Below are 19,126 nucleotides of genomic sequence, written 5' to 3' on the forward strand. Positions count from 1 at the left end.
TTAAATTCAATAGGATGGGTTTGAGTGGTTTTGTGCAAGTTTATTCCAGTTAAAGTAGCCGTAGATGGCATTGATCAGAAAGGCTGACCACATCAATAACATCATTGCACCATCACCACTCCCATCAATGGTCCGGATCGCCCACATTAAAATACTGAAGATATTTAAAGTAATATAGAACCACCATTGTTCTTTAAAACGCAGCAGCATCAAAATCGTTGCTGTGATTGCAAGGATATTGGTGGTTGCATCGATATAAGGCGTATTTTGAGTGGCAACTTGGGCAAGCAGATAACCGAGTATCGCAATACAACCTATATTGCTCAGGATGATCAAAATCAAATAAGCCTGCCGAAGGGTATAGGCCTGCTGTAATTGTTTTTCTTTGGTATGTTGCTGCCAAAGTAGCATGCCGATCAAAGCGGTTGGGACAAAGAACAAGAGATTCAGTCCCATTTCGCCATAAAGCCCGTTGTTATAGCAAATCCATGCATAAGCACAGCTATTAAATAAACCAAAACTATAATTGAGAATATTGCCTTTTGCTGCCAATACCACACAGAGAATTCCGCTGAGTAATACCACGAAATTAAACCATGTATCTTGTTGAACTAAAGTAATGATACAGCCGATGAAAATAAAACTAAAAAGCCAAACAATTTCAAATATATTCCAGTTTTTGAAAAGAAGGCGAAAGGGATGGGGGGAAAAGATTTTCAACATAGGGTTTGTAATTCTAAATAATGCTGCTGGTGTAATTTGCTGGTAATTTATACCCGATTTAAACCCTACAGACGATTTGAAATTTCAGTTTAATCGCATGCAAGGACTGGACTGTTGCCAATTGTTTTTTACCAAGCCTGTTGATAAATCCATTGTGATTATTTGTTTTTTACGTATTTATTTAAGTGATGTTTGATTAAAGAACCTTCCCAATATTTCTTTGGGAAGGATGGTTTTTCCAATAATATAGAGTAAAGCTTAGTTAAAATTAGGCTTGTAATCAAAATTCTGAGTAACCACATTGTCGGAAAATGGACGAATTGTTTTCTTTGCCAAAGTAATGGTATTGATCATATTGTTTGGGAAAATTTCGATGGTGTTATTAAATTCTTCAACATTACGGTTAAAGATGGTGATTGCTGCACCGACATTTTCATTTTGTTCTTGAATATCATCCATCATTTTTGCATACAAAGTATCTGCTTTGAGTTCAGGATAATTTTCAACCACCACATTTAAACTTTTCATTAAATCTTGATTGAGTTTTTCAACATGTTGCAGTTGAGAAACATCGGTATTGTTTAGATTTAGATTCAAAATTTGCTGACGTAACTCGGTCACTTTTTCCAAAGTTGATTTTTCAAACTGTGTATATTGCGCCAAAGTTTGCTCTAAAGTTTCCAGTGTTTTTACTTTCTGGCGTTCAAAGTTGGCAACTTCAGCCCATGCGCGTTGTGTCGCATTGAAATAACGCACAATGTTATTTCTGACCAGAATACCCCAAACGATCAGAACAATAAAAATCCCAATAAATATGATTAAACCCATTTTGATTATTCCTTTTGATTTATGAAATCAAGTTTAGCATGCACTGTTTAAATTTTTCATATTCAGGCATGGTTAATGTTCTTAAATGTCCACGAAGTGCTGAAATATCCTGAAGCTTTTGTTTTTTACGACGAATGCGAAAGAGATCTTGATCTCCCATATAGCACAGCATATTTTCTTCAAAATGATAAACAATATCACCTGAATAGTGTTGAAAAAAATCACTTAATTTTAAGGTGATACTTGGACTAATGGTACGGGCAAGTTGATGTTGATCATAGCCAAAAATATATAAATTTTGACTGACCAGAATATCCGCAGTTTTCCATATTTGGGTATAGGGCGGAATAAATTCATGATGTTTATTACTGGCGGCAAAGCCGAGGGCGGGTAATTGAAAAATAAAAGCGCCCCATTGGTTTTTATGAGTTTCCTTAATTTTCTGTTTTTCACCCTGAGTATTGGGCAGTGAAAACTCATCGACATAATGATACTGAAATAACATCACATGATGTTCTTGTTCACCATCAAACCATTTGGTGGATGCAAATTGTTCAATCTCATTCAACACATTGCCTTGCGAAAACAACGGAAAACTTTGTTTTAACTTGCTCATGACCAAAAAGCTATTGCTTGTTGTGGAGATATGACTTGGGGTTTTATTAAAATCTAACTCGTAGCGGAGAAACATCATGCGCTGTTCTAAAAAATTGATGACTTCATCAATTGGATCGCTTTGCTCATAAATTAAATAAGCAGCAAAACAGCATAACAAGGCTGCTAATAGACTCAGTGGGTAGGGAATATAGTGATGAATCAGCCAACCAAAAATTGCAGTCAGTACCCCAATCATAAACAGCAGTCTGGGGATGAGGTTATGAAAAAATAACTCTCTACATTCTCCCCACGGATGTAAGCCATCTAAAATATCTTGTGCAGATTGAGCCTGTTGTCCAATTTCCCAAAGCCGAGCGATATTGCGCATCACATGTTTATTTTTTCTTGTGCGTAGGTGAAGTAATCGCTCAACGGTTTCTATAGGCATAGCAAATAATCATGATTGAAGTTTATTAAAGTTCGAATTCCAGATTGATCAGTATGCGATAAATTATTGTATCGACAAAGTAAATTGTTTATTTTTCAACTTTATTTGTCGCGTAATGAGGCTGGACTTCTTGTAGAATCGTGATCAGTGAATCTTTAAGCTGCTCATAATCAGGCATGTTCATACTTTCAAGTTGTGCAGCCAAATCATAGACAGTTTGAACTTTATCGACTTGCATCTGCGCTTTGGTAATATCCGTTTTAAACAGCCAGCACAAAGAAGGGCGCTGGGCTTGAACATAAAAATCACCTTTAAAATAAGCCATGGCTTGATCAAGCATTAATACATGATTTGGTGTGAAAAATTTGGCAAGTTGCATTTCATTTGTACCACTTAATTGGTACTGATTGTCGAAACGAATATCCCCACTCGACCATTTTACCCCAAGACGGCAGGCTCGATTTTGTTTAGATGAAATACTGATACCTTGAGCAGGGAAGTTTTCTAGAATGATCCCCCATAAATCATAATGACGATATTCAGTCTTTTTTTTGCCTTCTGAATCACGCGTTTCGACTTCATCCACATAATGATAATTAAACAGCATATATGGATAGTTGATGCCGTTGACCTGCCAAGCGCCATAAATGCAATGACCAATCGTATTTTCATGATCCCCTAATCCAAATAACGGGAAATTATAAGGAGACTCAATATTTTCATCGAAGGCATTGGGATAGAAGCGGATTTGATATTTCGCTTCTAGGTTCTTTTGATGAGCATCTTCAACCAATTGATTGAGGGCTTTTGTCGAAGTGCGCTTATAGAAAGCAAAAGCCACACTCGCACCCGCAACCAGTAAGAGCATCGGGTGGGTAAAAATAGCCAGCACAAATAAACCAATCGCGATCGCGATAAAAAGCCAAAAAGTATAATTTTGAATAGACAGACTCGGATCATCTTGCCAATTCTTTAAACTTGCAATGATCTGTTCAAAATCCTGATTTGACGAGAGTAACTGATTGATCGCATGGATATTGTGCTGAGTCTTTCCATTGTTGGCGTGTTGTTGACTAAAGGCATTTTGAATTTTTGTGAGTAAATCATTCATCTTTATTCATTATTGTAGCAAGTGCTTAGATGCCTGATTGTAACGAAAAAATGATTTTGAATGCAAAGTGTGGTGTTTAAACCACACTTTGCATATTGGTATGCTGACTAAGCAATAATTTTTAAATAGATTGCGCTTAGTTGAATCTAACCATTTGCGTTTTCAATCAACATTGCATCGCCATAACTAAAGAAGCGATATTTGCTTGCAACAGCATGTTGATATGCATTCATAATATTGTCACGGTTGGATAATGCAGATACCAACATTAACAAGGTAGATTCTGGTAAATGAAAGTTGGTGATCAAGCGATCAACCACACAGAATTGATACCCTGGATAAATAAAGATTTGTGTATCACCTGTCCACGCGGCAATTTTTCCACCAGATGCTTGTGCTGCACTTTCTAAAGCGCGTGTTGCTGTCGTTCCAACGGCAATCACTTTGTTGCCACGTGCTTTGGTTTCTTGAATCAATTTTGCTGTTGCTTCAGGTACATCACACCATTCACTGTGCATGATGTGATTTTCGATCTGATCTGTACGTACGGGTAAGAATGTTCCAGCACCCACATGTAAGGTTACAAACGCTTTATTTACGCCTTTTTGCTCTAATTTTTCTAATAGGGCTTGGTCAAAATGCAAACTTGCTGTTGGTGCCGCTACGCTTGCTAATTTGGTTGGATCGTTAAACACGGTTTGATAGCGTTCTGTGTCAATGGCTTCTGCTTCACGGTTAAAGTAAGGCGGAATAGGCAATTGTCCATATAAATCTAAAACTTGCAAAATAGGCTGTGAAAACTCCACCACAAATAAGTTTTCATGACGACCTGTTACTGTCACTTTGACTTCATCCTTGCCAATAAATAATTCAGCACCTGCTTTAGGCGAATTGCTGGCTTTGATATGACAATGTGCAATGGTCTGATCAAAAATACGTTCAACCAAAACTTCAATAGCACCACCAGAGGCGCGTTTACCTTTTAAACGTGCTTTCATTACTTTGGTATCATTGAGTACCAATAAATCACCTTCATTGAATAAATCAAAAACATCGGTGAAGTGAAGATCTTGGTATGAACCATCTGCATTGAGATGTAAAAGGCGAGAAGCGCTACGTGTTTCAAGTGGGTAGCGCGCAATGAGTTCGTCGGGAAGTTCGAAATTAAAATCGGAGAGTTGCATCATGAGGAAGAAAAACTGACATTTGGGATTTAAAAACTGCCGCTAGTATAGTCGTTTTTCAAATTAATGGCTGAAATTGATGTTTTATAATCCAAAAAAACCAGAACTGCCTTAAAATTAAACAAATGTGAAAACTTGTCGTTGACAAGAAAATGAAACGCGCTATTATACGCACACAACCTCTCCCGAGGTGGTGAAATTGGTAGACGCGGTGGACTCAAAATCCACTGTCAGCGATGACGTGTCGGTTCGAGTCCGACCCTCGGGACCATATCTTTTAAGATATATGGATTAATATAATAAAATATCTTTGTAAATCCTGCATTTATCTAAATTATCAATCGTTATATCACGTTATATTCCTTGATACACCTATGCCAAATGAGTACCTTAATGAGTACCTCATATGCTCAAGGTATTGATTTGGAATGGCAATAAAAGTTAAACCTCTAACTGATACTAAATGTGCTTCTGCCAAACCTAAAGATACAGAATATCCATTGCATGATGGTGATGGTCTAATTTTACTTGTTAGACCCTCTGGTACGAAAAGTTGGCAATTCAAATATAAAAATAAAATAGCTGATAAAGTGTCTAAAATGACGTTAGGAACCTATCCTGAACTAAGTTTAGCTAAAGCTAGAGAATATCGTTCAGCTTACAGAACAATGCTTGCAGAAGGTTTAGATCCAAAAGAACAAAAGCATTTACAAAATCAGAAAAAAGATAATCAGCACACATTTAAGAAAATCACACTTGCTTGGTTAGAAGTTTATGCAAAAAAAGCTGAATTAGATGAAGAAACTAAGCATAAAAGACTAAGAAAATTTGAGAATCATGTTTTTCCAATCCTTCAAGATAAACTGATTGAAAAAATTACATTAAAAGAATTGATGAATCTTTTAAATAGAATCTATGAAAAGTCAGCAGATCATGCACAGAGAATCAGAGCAGACTTGATATTAATCTATGCATATGCACTACAGCATGGTTTTATCGAAACAAATATAGCTAGAGATTTGAAAGATACTTTAGATTTATCTGCTCCCAAAAAACATAGAGCTACTTTTAAATCACTAGATGAAATCCCAAACCTTATAAAAGGGATTAAGAAAGATACTGGACATTTTCTAACTAAGAGTTGTTTAAAACTAGTATTACATACATTCCTTCGTTCTTCTGAAGTTAGATACGCACGTTGGACTGAGATTGATTTTAAAAAGAAACAGTGGCGTGTACCTGCTAGAAGAGAATTAATTGAAGGGATTAAGTATTCGAATCGAGGGGCAAAATCAAGAAGAGAACATCTTGTGCCATTATCTCCACAGGTGATAGAAATCTTAAAAGAAATTTATACTTATAGTGGTAACTGTAATCACGTTTTTCCAAGTGTGAAAGACAAAAATAAATTCTTGAGTGGGGAAGCACCTAATAATGCTTTAAAGCGTATGGGATATGACAAAGAAGAGATTTGTTTACATGGTTTTAGGGCTTTAGCAAGATCTTCTTTAGCTGAAATGGGTTTGTTCCAAAGAGATGCTTTAGAAAAGCAAATGAGTCATATAGAAAAGAATGATACCGTTGGAGCGTATACTCATATTGCAGAATACTTAGAAGAACGTAGAAAAATTATGAATATATGGAGTAACTGGCTAACCTATATTGAAAATAATCCGTATATAACTCCTCATGAATATGGAGACTTACTGAATTTAAAATCAAAAGAGAAAATGAATGAAGCTCTTCTTAGCGAATAGTAGGGTTGTTAAATGTTCAGTCAAAGATTTAATGAAATACCAAAATGTTGAATCAATTTTGGCTGAAGATATAAGTGAAAATAATGATGGGCAGAGTAAAACTTGAAGTGCGACATAAACCACCTAATTAATTTAAAGGGTTTATGGAGTATATAAAATTGTCATACCATCATCTTAACTTTGAAGATCGTACTGCATTAATGCTTGAATCAAGAAAAGAAGGCTTTTCACCCAGAAAATTTGCTGAACTTATTAAAAGACATCCTAGTACGATCTATCGTGAACTTAAAAGAAATAGCATCAATGACGTTTATCAAGCCCGATATGCTTCTGATCACACCTTCGCTAGACGTAGACGTGGTCATAGAAAACTCAAAATCGATTCAATCCTTTGGAAATTTATTGTTGAAGCGATCCGTTGTTTATGGTCTCCTCAGCAAATAGCAAAGCGTTTAAAGACATTTCCTGATTTGGATCAAACAATGAATGTAAGCCATACAACGATTTACTCAACTATACGAGCATTACCAAAGGGTGAGTTGAAAAAAGACTTATTATCCTGTCTGCGTCATGAAAATAAAAAGCGAAAAGCTAACGGTGAACCTAAAAAAGATTCTATATTACAGGATATTAAAACTATTCATGAGCGCCCAGCCGAAGTTCAAGAAAGAAAAATACCGGGTCATTGGGAAGCCGATTTAATTAAAGGTAAAGACAATAAAAGTTCGATAGCAACACTTATTGAACGAAATACACGGCTCTGTATCTTGGCAACATTACCTGATGCAAAGGCAGAATCCGTGCGCAAGGCTTTAACTGAAGCTCTGAAATATTTACCTGCAGAACTGCGTAAAACGTTGACCTATGACCGTGGACGTGAGATGTCAGAACATAAAAAACTCGAAGAAGATTTAGGCATAGATGTATATTTCTGTGACCCACATTCACCCTGGCAAAAAGGCACATGCGAAAATATGAATGGTTTAATTAGGCAATATTTACCTAAAGGGATTGATTTAAATCAGGCAGATCAGCATTATTTAAATCAAGTTGCCATGTCACTGAATACTCGTCCTAGAAAAGCGTTAGATTGGCTTACACCATTAGAGAAGTTTGCTCAGCTTGTTGATTATCATAAGGCTTTTGAAACTGTCGCACCTCATGTTTGAATTCGCCATGTTTTATCTTATGCGATTGAGTGCTGGATAGGATATGGTTTAATTTATCCAAAAATTGAAAATATAAAATTAGATGATCTAAGTAAAATAATTCCAAAAGTATTTTTGTTAAGAAATGATGATAATAATATAAAATTTTTTAAAAATTTTGGTCATATTGTGTTTAATTTAAATGAGTATGAGAAAGAAGTTAGTCATCTAATTTATTATGGTAGTTTTTAGTTGAAATTTGACTTTTATAATATAAAGCAGTATAATAACAAGTATAAAATATATATTTAAAAATAATAAAAGCTCATATTATATATATTAAGGCGACAATTGTTTAATTTTTTAAAATACTATTTTAATTTTGAATCCATAATTTTTTTATTGGGTTCTATTTTTTGTTCCTAATTTGGAAAAATTATAAAAAAAGGAGATTTTGATATGAAGAAAAATAATAATTATGAAATAGATTGGATTGATTTTGATTTATTTGTTGATGGGAATGCAGAGAAAATTACAGAGGGTTCAATCTTGTATACAACTTTGCATTTAGATACAGTCGATGACGTTTATAAATTGTCTGATCAAAATTGTCAGATAAAATTTAAGCCTAAAATTATATCATCTGATAAAGGTAAAACTGTTACTTTGACATACAAAAAAGATTATATTCATGTTTCAGGAAATATTTATAAGTGGTTGAAATCACAAAATGTTACTGGTGAAAAAAATTTACTTAATTTGATTGTGGAATTTGTTAATGTTTTAAAGTCTAAAGATTTGATTTCTTTTTCAGAAGAACAGTTTAAAAATATCAAGAATGGGAATTTCAGAGTATATCGAGTTGATGTGAAACTTGATTATATTTTTGCATCTAAGCAAGATGCTTTAAGATATTTAAATAATGTACAAATGCTTGGTTATTTTCCTTATAAGGCTAAACAACTATATAAAAATGGCTGTTATTTCGGTATGAGTAGTAAAACTAGATGGAGTTTAAAGTATTATCACAAAGGAAATGAGTTGAGAGAAAAAAATCAAAGATTTTCTATAGAGCCAAAAATTTATGAAATTGCTGAAAGAATGGTTAGAGCAGAGTGTAAAATTCTAAATGCTCAACTTAAAGACTGGAATTTGATGTATGCAAGCCAATGGAATGATTTAGAAAAAATAAGAAGAATGTTCGATGATGTATTTTCTAAATTAAAGCTTCCCAATGTTGATAAGAGAAATAATATTCTAGATATAGAAAATAAATCTGATAGAAAATTTATAACACTTTATGAAGAAGGCTGTATTTCAGATTATTATTCTAGGACAATGATTCATTTAAAGAAGAAAAAAATTTTAAATGAGTATGGTATAGACTTAAATATAAAAAATGAACAAAGAAAGCTACTAAAATGAAAATAATCATAAGTGATAGAAATATTGATAAATCTAAAGCAAATCTAAAATTAAGAATAATAAGAAATATAAAAGAAAAAAAGGGGGAAGAAAATGATAGAAATGAAGAAATTAAGACTAACAAAAAAAGAAGTGTGTTACATGTTGTCTATAAAACAAGATAAATTGATTAAATTAATTAATAATGATGAAAAATTTCCTCGTCCAATTAAGGATGGAACTAATAGACAATCCGCCGTATATTTTGATGCTAAGGCAGTAGAACTTTGGTGGTATAATAAAACCAATCAATCAATAACACAATGATTTTAAAGGCGATACTTTTGTATCGCTTTTTTTTTACTAATTTTTTAGAACTCTATACACAGTTGCTATTCCACACTCGACGGCTTTTGCAATTTCTTCTTTTGTTAGCCCTTTAATATTTAGCTCTTTAATTCTTCGATGCTTTTCTAAGTTCGCCTTTTTTCCAGTTGGAATGTAGCCACTTCTCATTAAACCTTGCTTAATGCGTTCTCTGCGTTTGTCATTATCTAATCTAGCCATAGTGGCTAGGAGATCAATCAGCATATTATTAATAAGAGTTAGAATTGAGCTAGTGATACTTTCATCTTGTGCAACTAGCATATGTGTAGTGGGCAAATCAGCAACTATTAATCTTAATCCCTTTTCTTTGATACGATTCTTCAGTATTTCAAAATCATTTTGAGAAAGCCGTGATAAGCGGTCTACACTTTCGATTAATAAAATATCTCCATTGGATGATTCTTCAAGTAATTTGTTTAGAATTGGGCGTTCCAACTTAGTACCTGACTCATTCTCAATATATTGTATTAGGTCACTTTCAATATGATTTTTTGCAAATTTTTTCAAGTCATCTAATACACGTTCTGCATCTTGTTCTTTCGTACTTGCTCTTACATAAATTCTAACAGTCATTATTATTTACCTATTAACTTGCAACGAAAATGATAAATTAATAATTTAATTCCTGCCAGGAACTCTTTTGATAAAAAAATAAGGCTTTTAAGAAATTATTTTAAAGGTATAGTCAAATAATAAAGAACTAGTATGTTTGCTAGAATGTGGAGTTGTGATTTTAAAAGTACAAATGGCTCTAGAGGTTTAGAACCATTTGTGAATTTTATCAAAGAAGTACTTTAATAATTTCAATGGTTGTTTTTGCAGATACTAGACAAGCTATTCTATGGAAGTCATCATTTTTTCCTGGTGTCCCATTATCAACAACTGCTTTAGCACTAAAAAACATTGGTTTAAAATCTGTTAATCTTGCCGCTTCATAAAGAGCATATGATTCCATTTCAAATGCTGCAATTTTTCTATGTTGCATATTTATAATCTTATTAAAATTTTCATCTGCAACTACTGCACTACCACTAGATAAAATACCTAATTTAATGGAAGTGCTAATTTTTTCAAGATGTTGAGGTATTTCAGATCTATTAGGAGAAATATCACTAAGGATATGATTAACAAATCCCTCTCTAGAAATTAATTCTTTGATCTTTAATTTCACTGTATGATCAAGCTGAATTGAGTAGGGTTCAGGTGTAAATCCATCTGCAGTCCATTTACCAGAATCATGTTGGTAACATAGTTCGGGAATAGTAATATCATAAATTTCTGCTTCCCCCTCTATTCCTGCACAAATTCCACTCATTGCAATCAGCTTAGGTTTGAATATCTGTAATGCCATAGTTGAAGTAATAGCTGCATCAACTAATCCCATCCTAGGGCAAGTAATTACTAATCCTTTGAGGCTGTCTAGTTTAATATCTAAACAGTCTAGACCTTGAATTGATTTAGATTCAGAAATGTCTAGACCTATACTTCTATATGCAATGCTTTCTTTTGGTAAAGCACATACAATAACAAAATCATATTTGGGTGGGGGAAAATTATCTATTAAGCGCTGTAGAAGTGGTTTTCTCCAAGCTTCTTTTTCACAAGAAAAAGTTATTACATTGATATTATGACTATTTAATTCTTCAAAATTATCAATAGCAACGGCATCAAACTGTGTTAGAGCAAGTACAGGAGTCCTAATATTTGGGCAATCTTCATCTCTTAAGTCATATATAATCGATCCACTTAAATCGATTGGGTCACTTTGAGGATGTGTAGGTACAATTAAATCAATAATAATTAGATCATAAATTTCACGCTCTAACTTTTTGATAAAATTAGTACGATCTTCAGAACGATCAATTTTTATGTCAGGGTTAAAATTTAAAATTTCTTCTGAAATTAAATTAAATTTATGGGTTTCATCTTCAAGAATTAAAATTTTCATACGATTGTAAAAGCTCTTTGAGGTCTTCTTTCCATGTTGTTGTATCTTCTGAATATTGTATACATCCTAACACGGTACAATCTAGCAAATCTTTAATATTGGAAGAGGCAAGATCAATAGGAAAATATTCACCACATATTTCAACATCAGGATATTGAGTCAGAACGATACAATCATCTTTACGATCTAAATATTGAATTTCAAGAATTACTTGTAAGCCTCCATTCAGCAAGCTTATTGGGGAACCTGTTCCTGATTCTATAGGATGGCTTGGTATTGCCATATCAACTAATATTAAGTGAAAAATAGATTCATTGATTAGGGTTATAGCATTTTGAAGGTTTGTAGCTACTACAATATTAATATTTACCATATTGGCATAGAGAAAATCCTTTAAACTTTTTAATTTAAAACTATCATCCTCTACAATTAAAATATCAAACATTATGTAATACCTTATATGAGAATATTATATTTACTTTGCGGTTTGAACATTCAATTTTTTCAATTACGAAATTATTATCATATTTCATAAGATGGTATAGTTTTTTTATTCCGCTTCGATCTTCAGATAATTGTGCATTATCAATGTCCATTTCTTGATCGACTTGGAGTCTGCTATTGATATAATCTTCGTTGTCGCTATCTTTTATATCAGAGCTAACAGAAACTATAATTTTATAATTTGATGGATCAATTGTATAGAATTTTTCTAAATGGCTAGTTGGTTTTCCATGTTTCGCTGCATTATAGATAATCACATATAATGCATCATATATAACATGATACGCTCCACCAAACAACTCGAAATCGAATTGATTATCTCCATCTATATCTTTGAACAAAGGAAACGTGTCTCTGACTTCTTCAATAACAGCTTTAAAAAGAAGTGATAAACTTGCTTTAGGAGCCACTGAATGAGGTCTTTTGAACCATTCATATATAGAAATAAATTTATCATTAATTGTTCTATGTAACTCTAATGTAAAACTAGTTGTTAGTTCTTTAATTCTTTGATTTTGATTGATTTTTAATTGTTCTATTTTTGTTTTATTTAATATTTCATTTTTTTGATTTTTAAGAAAATCATTAATGTTTCTTAAATCAATTACGATTAAGCGCCAGCAATATTCAACAATAACGGTACTTAAAGTACTAGTGCCATTTTTTGAAATAAATTCAGAAATTATATTTTTGGCACAAGCATAAGCAACATCTGTTTTACTAGGAGAATTTAGGTCAGTTTGTATTAAACCATCTTTATTTTTGGTGGATTTAATATGTAAATTATGTCGAATGATATTATCAATTTTTTTCTCATATTCATTTTTCCAAATTTTCCATTGGGTTAGAAAGGAAGGGTCGGACAGAAGAACTTCGTATTGTTCCTCTAAAGGGATAATTACATTTGAAAACAAATGTCCTTTAAAAGTACCATGTCTAATTCTCCGACCAAGATATGATGAAATTCCAAATATTTTATTATTACAAAATTCAAAGTATGCTTTTTCTATTAGTAATAATAATTGAGGAGAGTCATAATAATCTAATAAACCATTTTGGCTCAAACTTGATAAACAGCTATTAAATTCCCTTAATATATCATCGCATATCCATTCATTAAATCTATAAGAATCGACATAAATTCTGTTGTCATCAATTTCATTTCTTATTCTATTAATTTGATGATCAATTAGAAGGGTTCTTGCTCTATCATTATATTGTCTGTCGCCTGTAAAATCACCCATCCAAGTATGTAGATCTGCTCTTGTTTCAGTTATTTTTAAAGTTGTAGGAATAATTTGAGACATGGCGAATTCAAACATGAGGTGCGACAGTTTCAAAAGCCTTATGATAATCAACAAGCTGAGCAAACTTCTCTAATGGTGTAAGCCAATCTAACGCTTTTCTAGGACGAGTATTCAGTGACATGGCAACTTGATTTAAATAATGCTGATCTGCCTGATTTAAATCAATCCCTTTAGGTAAATATTGCCTAATTAAACCATTCATATTTTCGCATGTGCCTTTTTGCCAGGGTGAATGTGGGTCACAGAAATATACATCTATGCCTAAATCTTCTTCGAGTTTTTTATGTTCTGACATCTCACGTCCACGGTCATAGGTCAACGTTTTACGCAGTTCTGCAGGTAAATATTTCAGAGCTTCAGTTAAAGCCTTGCGCACGGATTCTGCCTTTGCATCAGGTAATGTTGCCAAGATACAGAGCCGTGTATTTCGTTCAATAAGTGTTGCTATCGAACTTTTATTGTCTTTACCTTTAATTAAATCGGCTTCCCAATGACCCGGTATTTTTCTTTCTTGAACTTCGGCTGGGCGCTCATGAATAGTTTTAATATCCTGTAATATAGAATCTTTTTTAGGTTCACCGTTAGCTTTTCGCTTTTTATTTTCATGACGCAGACAGGATAATAAGTCTTTTTTCAACTCACCCTTTGGTAATGCTCGTATAGTTGAGTAAATCGTTGTATGGCTTACATTCATTGTTTGATCCAAATCAGGAAATGTCTTTAAACGCTTTGCTATTTGCTGAGGAGACCATAAACAACGGATCGCTTCAACAATAAATTTCCAAAGGATTGAATCGATTTTGAGTTTTCTATGACCACGTCTACGTCTAGCGAAGGTGTGATCAGAAGCATATCGGGCTTGATAAACGTCATTGATGCTATTTCTTTTAAGTTCACGATAGATCGTACTAGGATGTCTTTTAATAAGTTCAGCAAATTTTCTGGGTGAAAAGCCTTCTTTTCTTGATTCAAGCATTAATGCAGTACGATCTTCAAAGTTAAGATGATGGTATGACAATTTTATATACTCCATAAACCCTTTAAATTAATTAGGTGGTTTATGTCGCACTTCAAGTTTTACTCTGCCCATTGTTGCAATGAAATCTTCTGTGCATAATTCATAAGTATACTCAGCCACAGCTTTTGATTTTGTCGATAAGTATTTTACAAAGTCGACTAAATTGCTATTAAATCTTTCAATAGTAATTTTTTGAATATATTTCTTTAATCGATGATTATCTTTTTCATTTCTACTTTTTTTACCTATAAGGAGATAAAAAATGATCTGTGATTCTAGACAGTCCGTTTTTTCTGCTGCCATTCTTAAGTATTTTTGATCTACTGTCCGTGATAGATCTTGGGTTCTTCCCATTAAATTATATAAACTTGATAATGAGATTATTACATTACCTTCATTTTTCATCATAATGTGATTAAAAATTGAAGAGCGTGTTATAGATCCAGATTCTTCTAGGATTTTTAAATCTAAATAATTATGTTTCGTCAAACTTTGGGAAATGGATAGTTCATCTAAACTTAAATCAGCTATCCATTCATTTATTATATGTAGTTGTTCTTTAATTTCAATTTTTCCCATGGATTCACTATAGAAATTGTCATTTAAAATTCTATATTTATAAATATCATCAATCTCATACCATGCACTGGAATGTTTGTAAAATATATCTTCACTATCTGTTTCGTAATTATTTATATAGAATTTTGCTAAGTCATTTAAATCTATGGATGGGTTTTTTATTGAAATAACATTGTCAATAGTATCTAGATCTTTTAAATTTAGAAAATTATTGTTATATTTTAAAAAAAACAAACCATCAATTAAAGAGCTTTGTATATTGCTTAATAATTTTTCATTTATTTCTTCAAGATTGTGGCTTTGTAAATATGTGAATGGTATTTCTGATATGTGTTTGCAAAACAAGCTTTTTTCATGTCTATTAATTATAGACTTTTTAAGTCCTAAATAATCTATATCGATTTGATAGCATTGCTGTAATGAGCTAATAATTAAATTTCTACCTGTAGAATTGTATTCACTAATAAATTTTTGAACAAAATTTAGATTATTTTTATCATTATTTAATTCTTTTATTAGAAGAATTTTCCTTAATAAAAAATGACTATAACCAAATTTCTGGTAAATTTTTTCAATTTCAGAATCAGATTCTTTATACTTTTTGGTTATAATTAATTTATTTAAACCATCTATTTTTTTAAAAAAATCATTTAACTTGTTTTTATTTTGTAATGCTAATAGTTCTACGATCTTTACTTGTTTTTTAAGCTCAATACATTTTAGGCGTTGAAAATCATCATAAACTTGGGCCGTAGTGGGGAAGTAATCAGGAATAACTTTTCTTTCATAATCTTCAATCTTAGTTAGAGCATTATAAATTTTTACTAAATCTTTGTACTGATAAAGTTTTCTAAACTTATTTAAAACTTTAATTTGATCTTGGTTTGGATCAAAGAGAATCGGTCGTAAAAGATTGCGAGAGGCAACATCTAATTTCTTAAAGTTCTGAAGAAACTCTGCTTGATTAATTGTCATTTTTTTAATATTAAAGTGATTGGTATTTGTATTTATGTTCATCTATCTTTTGCGCCCCCTTGATTGAGCTAAAGATTTTACTGCTAATTTGATTTAATTTCATTCACTTTTAATTGGGCTTAGGTCAATAATTTGCATCCTTGATTAATCCGATTTTATTAGATAAGGAAACACAATGAAGTTAAAAGATGCGTTTGACTATATCCTTGATAAAAATAATGCTTTAAGGGATTTCAATGCATACATGATAGGGGTGGCATATGATGGCGATGATTCTTTTTTATTTGTAAATCTGACCATAGATGACGAAGTAATAGAAAAAAATACGCTTTACTATCATGCTCATGTTACAAGTGGAAAAATTGGAAGTTCAGAGGGGGAGGAGGATTTTTACAGTGCAGAGAGCATTGAAGACTTACTTGCTCAATTATCCCTGATTGCTTCTGATTTAAGCTATCATGTTTATATGCTAGATGAGGATGTTTTAGGGCTAAGTAGTGAATACGCGTTAAAAGCACTTTTTCCTAGGCTACCTAACCCTGACTTTCATTATCTAGATGACTTTAAAGTAGAAGCTATTAAGTTGGTGTCTACGCTTAATCATTAAGATTTTAGGATTGTTTTTTATTTAAGTTATTGTAATAGCAGAGTTTCTAATTTTAAAAATGAGTACCTTGGTGAGTACCTTTTAGTTTTTTAATTTAAATAAATTTAGTTAAAACAATTGGATATATTAATATATTGATCCCGACCCTCGGACCAGAATACAGAATAGCAATATTCTCCAAAGCCCCAAGCCTTATATATCAAAGGCTTGGGGCTTTGTCGTTTCTGGCGTTTATGTTTTTTTACGGTATTTTTTGGGATATTTTGGTATATATCTCCACCCGTTTTCCACCCGGGTGAGATCATAATTTATGGAGTTAATTTATAGATGAGTATTTCGGTTTATCAACGACCAAATAAAAAGTGGAAAGCAGACGTTGAATTACATGGTTTGCGTAAAACAAAAACGTTTGATAAGAAAATTGATGCAACAAACTGGAGCAGAGCAACTGAAAGAGATCTGATATTAAATGCAGCAACAACAACTGCTTTGCAGAGTAAAATCGTACTTACACTTCGCGAAGCCTTACAGCGATATAGTGATGAAGTTTCAATTCATAAAAAACTGCAAAAAAAGAACGTCAGCGAATTAATTATTTTAAAGAAGTCTTCCCCAATGTTGATTGGCTACTCCAGACTTATAAAAGTGAATTTATTAAACAATGGGAAGAAACAGTTACTAAGAGATCTATAAGACCACTTAAAGCTTCTACAATTTTGCGAGACTATTCGTTGCTATCTTCATTTTTTAATTGGTGCAAGTTGGATAAAAAGTGGATTACTTTCAATCCAGTTCAAGAGATCCGTAAGCCAAAGAAGCCTAATAACAGAGAACGTCGTGTAGAAGAGCACGAACTTGAAAAAATGCTGAAGGCTTTGAAATACATTCCTGGCACTGTGCCTGAAACTAAAATGCAAGAAGTGGCTTTGATTTGGTTGATTGCATTGGCTATCGGAATGAGATCTGGAGAAATCGTAAATCGTCTGCCACGTGATATTGTCTTATCAAATCGTTATGTTCAATTGGATGATACCAAAAATGGATCTTCTCGAAAGGTTCCTTTGGATGACTTTGCTTTGAATTTATGGGCATTGGCTCTAAAAGTAGATAGAAAGGGAAGTCCCAAAGTGTTCACTGTAAATGATTCTTCAAGAGATGTATTGTTTCGTAAAGCTAGAAAACAAGCAGGTTTAGAAAATGCTGATTTAACTTTTCATGATTCAAGACATGAAGCAGCTTCGCTTATGGCAAGACGTATTAAAAATGCACTAACGCTTTGTAAGATTTTTGGATGGAAAGATTCTAAGCAGGCTTTAACATATTACAATCCAACTAATGATGAAATATTAAATGAGCTGAATCAAACAGTAGGTTTGAGTAAGTTATTGACATAAATTAATTTTATGATACTCCTCATGGTATTCTTAATACTATGAGGAGTATAGTTATGATTAAGGATTTAATTGTTTTGCATAATCCTCTAATTTATTTTTTAGTATAACTAAAATATCATTTGATAGTGAATTTTTAGTTTCAGAATTAAGAAAAATTGACCATAAATTTTCTTTTAAACGTATATTAGACTTCCTTCATAAATCATTTTTCAATCAATTTAATTGTTTATCTTTCACCCAATCTAAATTGTATATGCCAGCAAGTAAATTAAACCGCAGGTTTAATCTTTTACGACGATTTCTATATACACAAGATAAAATCTTAAAACATTTCATCCTTCCAAATACATGCTCTACTTGAATTCGTCTACGACCAATCTCTCTATTTAACTTTTTTAATTCAGAATCTAATTTTTCAGTTTTCTTTGCTTTAGATGGCATGAGGCATCCAAAACCCAATTTTTTTATCCCTAAATACCCCTTATCAACGATAAAAAAGGGCTTAAATTTTAATTTCCTCATACTTTTTTTAAATATTTTAAAATCATGCATGCTTCCATGACTTCCACATACACTCAGTATTTCACCTGTTGTATAGTGCATAGATAGCTGAAATTTAAAGGTATGTCGCTTTTTTTTACCGCTATACCATTTCTTCTGTTTTTTTTGGACGTTGAACTAATATTTCAGTTGCATCAATCACAACAACTTCCCAATCCACTTCATCTCGATTAGGAAGTTGTTTTGGCAAGTTAAATTTTCCAGAACGGATTAAGGTATCTTCAATAACACGTGTGATACGAATTGCACTCGTTTCAGATACACCGTAACTCATACCAAGATGGAAAAATGTTCGATATTCTCTCCAATATTCTATACATAAGAGCAAGCGATCTTCCAACGGTAATTTATGCGGTCGTCCTTTACCAATATGACGAGGTAAATGCTTATTTAGCTCGGCCAACATGAGGTTAAATGTAGCCCAACTAACACCGGTAAGCCTACGAAACTTAACGTCTGATAATTTTTGAATATCTTTGAATTTCATCCAAGGATTATCCCTTGAATTAAATAATTTTGCTGATTAATTTAAGATCAAATAAATTGTACGTTTTTTGATTTATGACGGAAGTCTATTAGCTTGATTAGTATAATTTGTGTCATTTTGATTAATTTTGCTAATAGTAACATTAAATTCTAAAATATA

Annotated in this window: 17 protein-coding genes, 1 tRNA gene and 2 pseudogenes; 7 read left to right on the top strand and 13 right to left on the bottom strand. The window is 32.4% G+C overall.

All coding sequences use genetic code 11. The annotated features are described in order from the left end of the window. Positions 1–6: 6 nt before the first annotated feature. From pnuC to queA, 5 genes are all read right to left on the bottom strand, one after another. The gene (gene pnuC, locus MTO68_RS03225; RefSeq protein WP_244014989.1) at positions 7–723 is read right to left on the bottom strand and encodes a nicotinamide riboside transporter PnuC; all 717 of its coding nucleotides are present in this window, start codon (positions 721–723) and stop codon (positions 7–9) included. A gap of 258 nt (positions 724–981) precedes the next feature. Beyond that, positions 982–1,551 (bottom strand): LemA family protein, encoded by a 570-nt coding sequence (locus MTO68_RS03230; RefSeq protein ID WP_004723147.1) that lies wholly within the window; start codon positions 1,549–1,551, stop codon positions 982–984. Between the two features lie 19 nt (positions 1,552–1,570). Further along, positions 1,571–2,596: a hypothetical protein gene (locus tag MTO68_RS03235; protein WP_244014990.1), complete on the bottom strand. Its 1,026-nt coding sequence runs from the start codon at positions 2,594–2,596 to the stop codon at positions 1,571–1,573. Between the two features lie 88 nt (positions 2,597–2,684). Continuing rightward, positions 2,685–3,707 carry a PRA1 family protein gene (locus MTO68_RS03240; RefSeq protein ID WP_244014992.1) on the bottom strand — a complete coding sequence of 341 codons (1,023 nt, stop codon included), beginning with the start codon at positions 3,705–3,707 and terminating at the stop codon, positions 2,685–2,687. Positions 3,708–3,853: 146 nt separating this feature from the next. Further along, positions 3,854–4,891 (bottom strand): tRNA preQ1(34) S-adenosylmethionine ribosyltransferase-isomerase QueA, encoded by a 1,038-nt coding sequence (gene queA, locus MTO68_RS03245; RefSeq protein WP_056514968.1) that lies wholly within the window; start codon positions 4,889–4,891, stop codon positions 3,854–3,856. 184 nt (positions 4,892–5,075) lie between these two features. On the opposite strand from queA, the gene MTO68_RS03250 reads away from it, so the two are divergent. From MTO68_RS03250 to MTO68_RS03270, 5 genes are all read left to right on the top strand, one after another. Further along, a tRNA-Leu gene (locus MTO68_RS03250) sits at positions 5,076–5,162 on the top strand. A 157-nt stretch (positions 5,163–5,319) separates the two neighbouring features. Next, positions 5,320–6,648 carry an integrase arm-type DNA-binding domain-containing protein gene (locus MTO68_RS03255; RefSeq protein WP_058951641.1) on the top strand — a complete coding sequence of 443 codons (1,329 nt, stop codon included), beginning with the start codon at positions 5,320–5,322 and terminating at the stop codon, positions 6,646–6,648. A gap of 200 nt (positions 6,649–6,848) precedes the next feature. After that, on the top strand, positions 6,849–7,817 hold the full coding sequence (locus MTO68_RS03260; RefSeq protein ID WP_235663160.1) for an IS30 family transposase: 969 nt from the start codon (positions 6,849–6,851) through the stop codon (positions 7,815–7,817). 438 nt (positions 7,818–8,255) lie between these two features. Next, positions 8,256–9,221, top strand: coding sequence for a phage/plasmid replication protein, II/X family (locus MTO68_RS03265; protein WP_244014994.1), 966 nt, complete (start codon positions 8,256–8,258; stop codon positions 9,219–9,221). Between the two features lie 102 nt (positions 9,222–9,323). Next, positions 9,324–9,527: an AlpA family transcriptional regulator gene (locus MTO68_RS03270; RefSeq protein WP_026056749.1), complete on the top strand. Its 204-nt coding sequence runs from the start codon at positions 9,324–9,326 to the stop codon at positions 9,525–9,527. 36 nt (positions 9,528–9,563) lie between these two features. On the opposite strand, the gene MTO68_RS03275 is transcribed toward MTO68_RS03270, so the two are convergent. From MTO68_RS03275 to MTO68_RS03300, 6 genes are all read right to left on the bottom strand, one after another. Continuing rightward, entirely contained in the window at positions 9,564–10,160 is a 597-nt protein-coding gene (locus MTO68_RS03275; protein ID WP_180181381.1) for a recombinase family protein, read from the bottom strand. A 208-nt stretch (positions 10,161–10,368) separates the two neighbouring features. Further along, the gene (locus MTO68_RS03280; protein WP_180181382.1) at positions 10,369–11,535 is read right to left on the bottom strand and encodes a hypothetical protein; all 1,167 of its coding nucleotides are present in this window, start codon (positions 11,533–11,535) and stop codon (positions 10,369–10,371) included. Further along, positions 11,516–11,980, bottom strand: coding sequence for a response regulator (locus MTO68_RS03285; RefSeq protein ID WP_004891443.1), 465 nt, complete (start codon positions 11,978–11,980; stop codon positions 11,516–11,518). The genes MTO68_RS03280 and MTO68_RS03285 overlap by 20 nt, the downstream gene beginning before the upstream one ends. Continuing rightward, on the bottom strand, positions 11,973–13,346 hold the full coding sequence (locus MTO68_RS03290) for a hypothetical protein (protein ID WP_244014996.1): 1,374 nt from the start codon (positions 13,344–13,346) through the stop codon (positions 11,973–11,975). Before MTO68_RS03290 ends, MTO68_RS03285 begins: the two co-directional genes overlap by 8 nt. A 7-nt stretch (positions 13,347–13,353) precedes the next feature. Next, the gene (locus MTO68_RS03295) at positions 13,354–14,322 is read right to left on the bottom strand and encodes an IS30 family transposase (protein WP_235663160.1); all 969 of its coding nucleotides are present in this window, start codon (positions 14,320–14,322) and stop codon (positions 13,354–13,356) included. Positions 14,323–14,391: 69 nt separating this feature from the next. Beyond that, positions 14,392–15,960 (bottom strand): hypothetical protein, encoded by a 1,569-nt coding sequence (locus MTO68_RS03300; protein ID WP_244014998.1) that lies wholly within the window; start codon positions 15,958–15,960, stop codon positions 14,392–14,394. A 133-nt stretch (positions 15,961–16,093) separates the two neighbouring features. On the opposite strand from MTO68_RS03300, the gene MTO68_RS03305 reads away from it, so the two are divergent. Continuing rightward, entirely contained in the window at positions 16,094–16,525 is a 432-nt protein-coding gene (locus tag MTO68_RS03305) for a hypothetical protein (RefSeq protein ID WP_180181384.1), read from the top strand. A 327-nt stretch (positions 16,526–16,852) separates the two neighbouring features. Beyond that, positions 16,853–17,919: pseudogene (locus MTO68_RS03310) on the top strand (site-specific integrase). 213 nt (positions 17,920–18,132) lie between these two features. Here the strand turns inward: MTO68_RS03310 and MTO68_RS03315 are convergent. Continuing rightward, positions 18,133–18,525, bottom strand: a pseudogene (locus MTO68_RS03315) (transposase family protein); the annotation flags it as partial. Positions 18,526–18,562: 37 nt separating this feature from the next. Next, complete coding sequence (locus MTO68_RS03320; protein WP_008942454.1) at positions 18,563–18,967, bottom strand: transposase family protein; 405 nt, start codon at positions 18,965–18,967, stop codon at positions 18,563–18,565. Between the last annotated feature and the right edge of the window lie 159 nt (positions 18,968–19,126).

The sequence above is a fragment of the Acinetobacter sp. NyZ410 genome, from assembly GCF_022828975.1.
Classification (GTDB): domain Bacteria; phylum Pseudomonadota; class Gammaproteobacteria; order Pseudomonadales; family Moraxellaceae; genus Acinetobacter; species Acinetobacter guillouiae.

Excerpts from the sequence above, each read along its gene's own strand:
- MTO68_RS03260 (WP_235663160.1), top strand. The coding sequence starts at position 6,849 with ATGCTTGAATCAAGAAAAGAAGGCTTTTCACCCAGAAAATTTGCTGAA.
- MTO68_RS03300 (WP_244014998.1), bottom strand. The coding sequence starts at position 15,960 with ATGAACATAAATACAAATACCAATCACTTTAATATTAAAAAAATGACA.
- MTO68_RS03275 (WP_180181381.1), bottom strand. The coding sequence starts at position 10,160 with ATGACTGTTAGAATTTATGTAAGAGCAAGTACGAAAGAACAAGATGCA.
- MTO68_RS03280 (WP_180181382.1), bottom strand. The coding sequence starts at position 11,535 with ATGAAAATTTTAATTCTTGAAGATGAAACCCATAAATTTAATTTAATT.
- queA (WP_056514968.1), bottom strand. The coding sequence starts at position 4,891 with ATGCAACTCTCCGATTTTAATTTCGAACTTCCCGACGAACTCATTGCG.
- MTO68_RS03270 (WP_026056749.1), top strand. The coding sequence starts at position 9,324 with ATGAAGAAATTAAGACTAACAAAAAAAGAAGTGTGTTACATGTTGTCT.
- MTO68_RS03305 (WP_180181384.1), top strand. The coding sequence starts at position 16,094 with ATGAAGTTAAAAGATGCGTTTGACTATATCCTTGATAAAAATAATGCT.
- MTO68_RS03230 (WP_004723147.1), bottom strand. The coding sequence starts at position 1,551 with ATGGGTTTAATCATATTTATTGGGATTTTTATTGTTCTGATCGTTTGG.
- MTO68_RS03255 (WP_058951641.1), top strand. The coding sequence starts at position 5,320 with ATGGCAATAAAAGTTAAACCTCTAACTGATACTAAATGTGCTTCTGCC.
- pnuC (WP_244014989.1), bottom strand. The coding sequence starts at position 723 with ATGTTGAAAATCTTTTCCCCCCATCCCTTTCGCCTTCTTTTCAAAAAC.
- MTO68_RS03295 (WP_235663160.1), bottom strand. The coding sequence starts at position 14,322 with ATGCTTGAATCAAGAAAAGAAGGCTTTTCACCCAGAAAATTTGCTGAA.
- MTO68_RS03240 (WP_244014992.1), bottom strand. The coding sequence starts at position 3,707 with ATGAATGATTTACTCACAAAAATTCAAAATGCCTTTAGTCAACAACAC.
- MTO68_RS03235 (WP_244014990.1), bottom strand. The coding sequence starts at position 2,596 with ATGCCTATAGAAACCGTTGAGCGATTACTTCACCTACGCACAAGAAAA.
- MTO68_RS03285 (WP_004891443.1), bottom strand. The coding sequence starts at position 11,980 with ATGTTTGATATTTTAATTGTAGAGGATGATAGTTTTAAATTAAAAAGT.
- MTO68_RS03290 (WP_244014996.1), bottom strand. The coding sequence starts at position 13,346 with ATGTCTCAAATTATTCCTACAACTTTAAAAATAACTGAAACAAGAGCA.
- MTO68_RS03320 (WP_008942454.1), bottom strand. The coding sequence starts at position 18,967 with ATGAAATTCAAAGATATTCAAAAATTATCAGACGTTAAGTTTCGTAGG.
- MTO68_RS03265 (WP_244014994.1), top strand. The coding sequence starts at position 8,256 with ATGAAGAAAAATAATAATTATGAAATAGATTGGATTGATTTTGATTTA.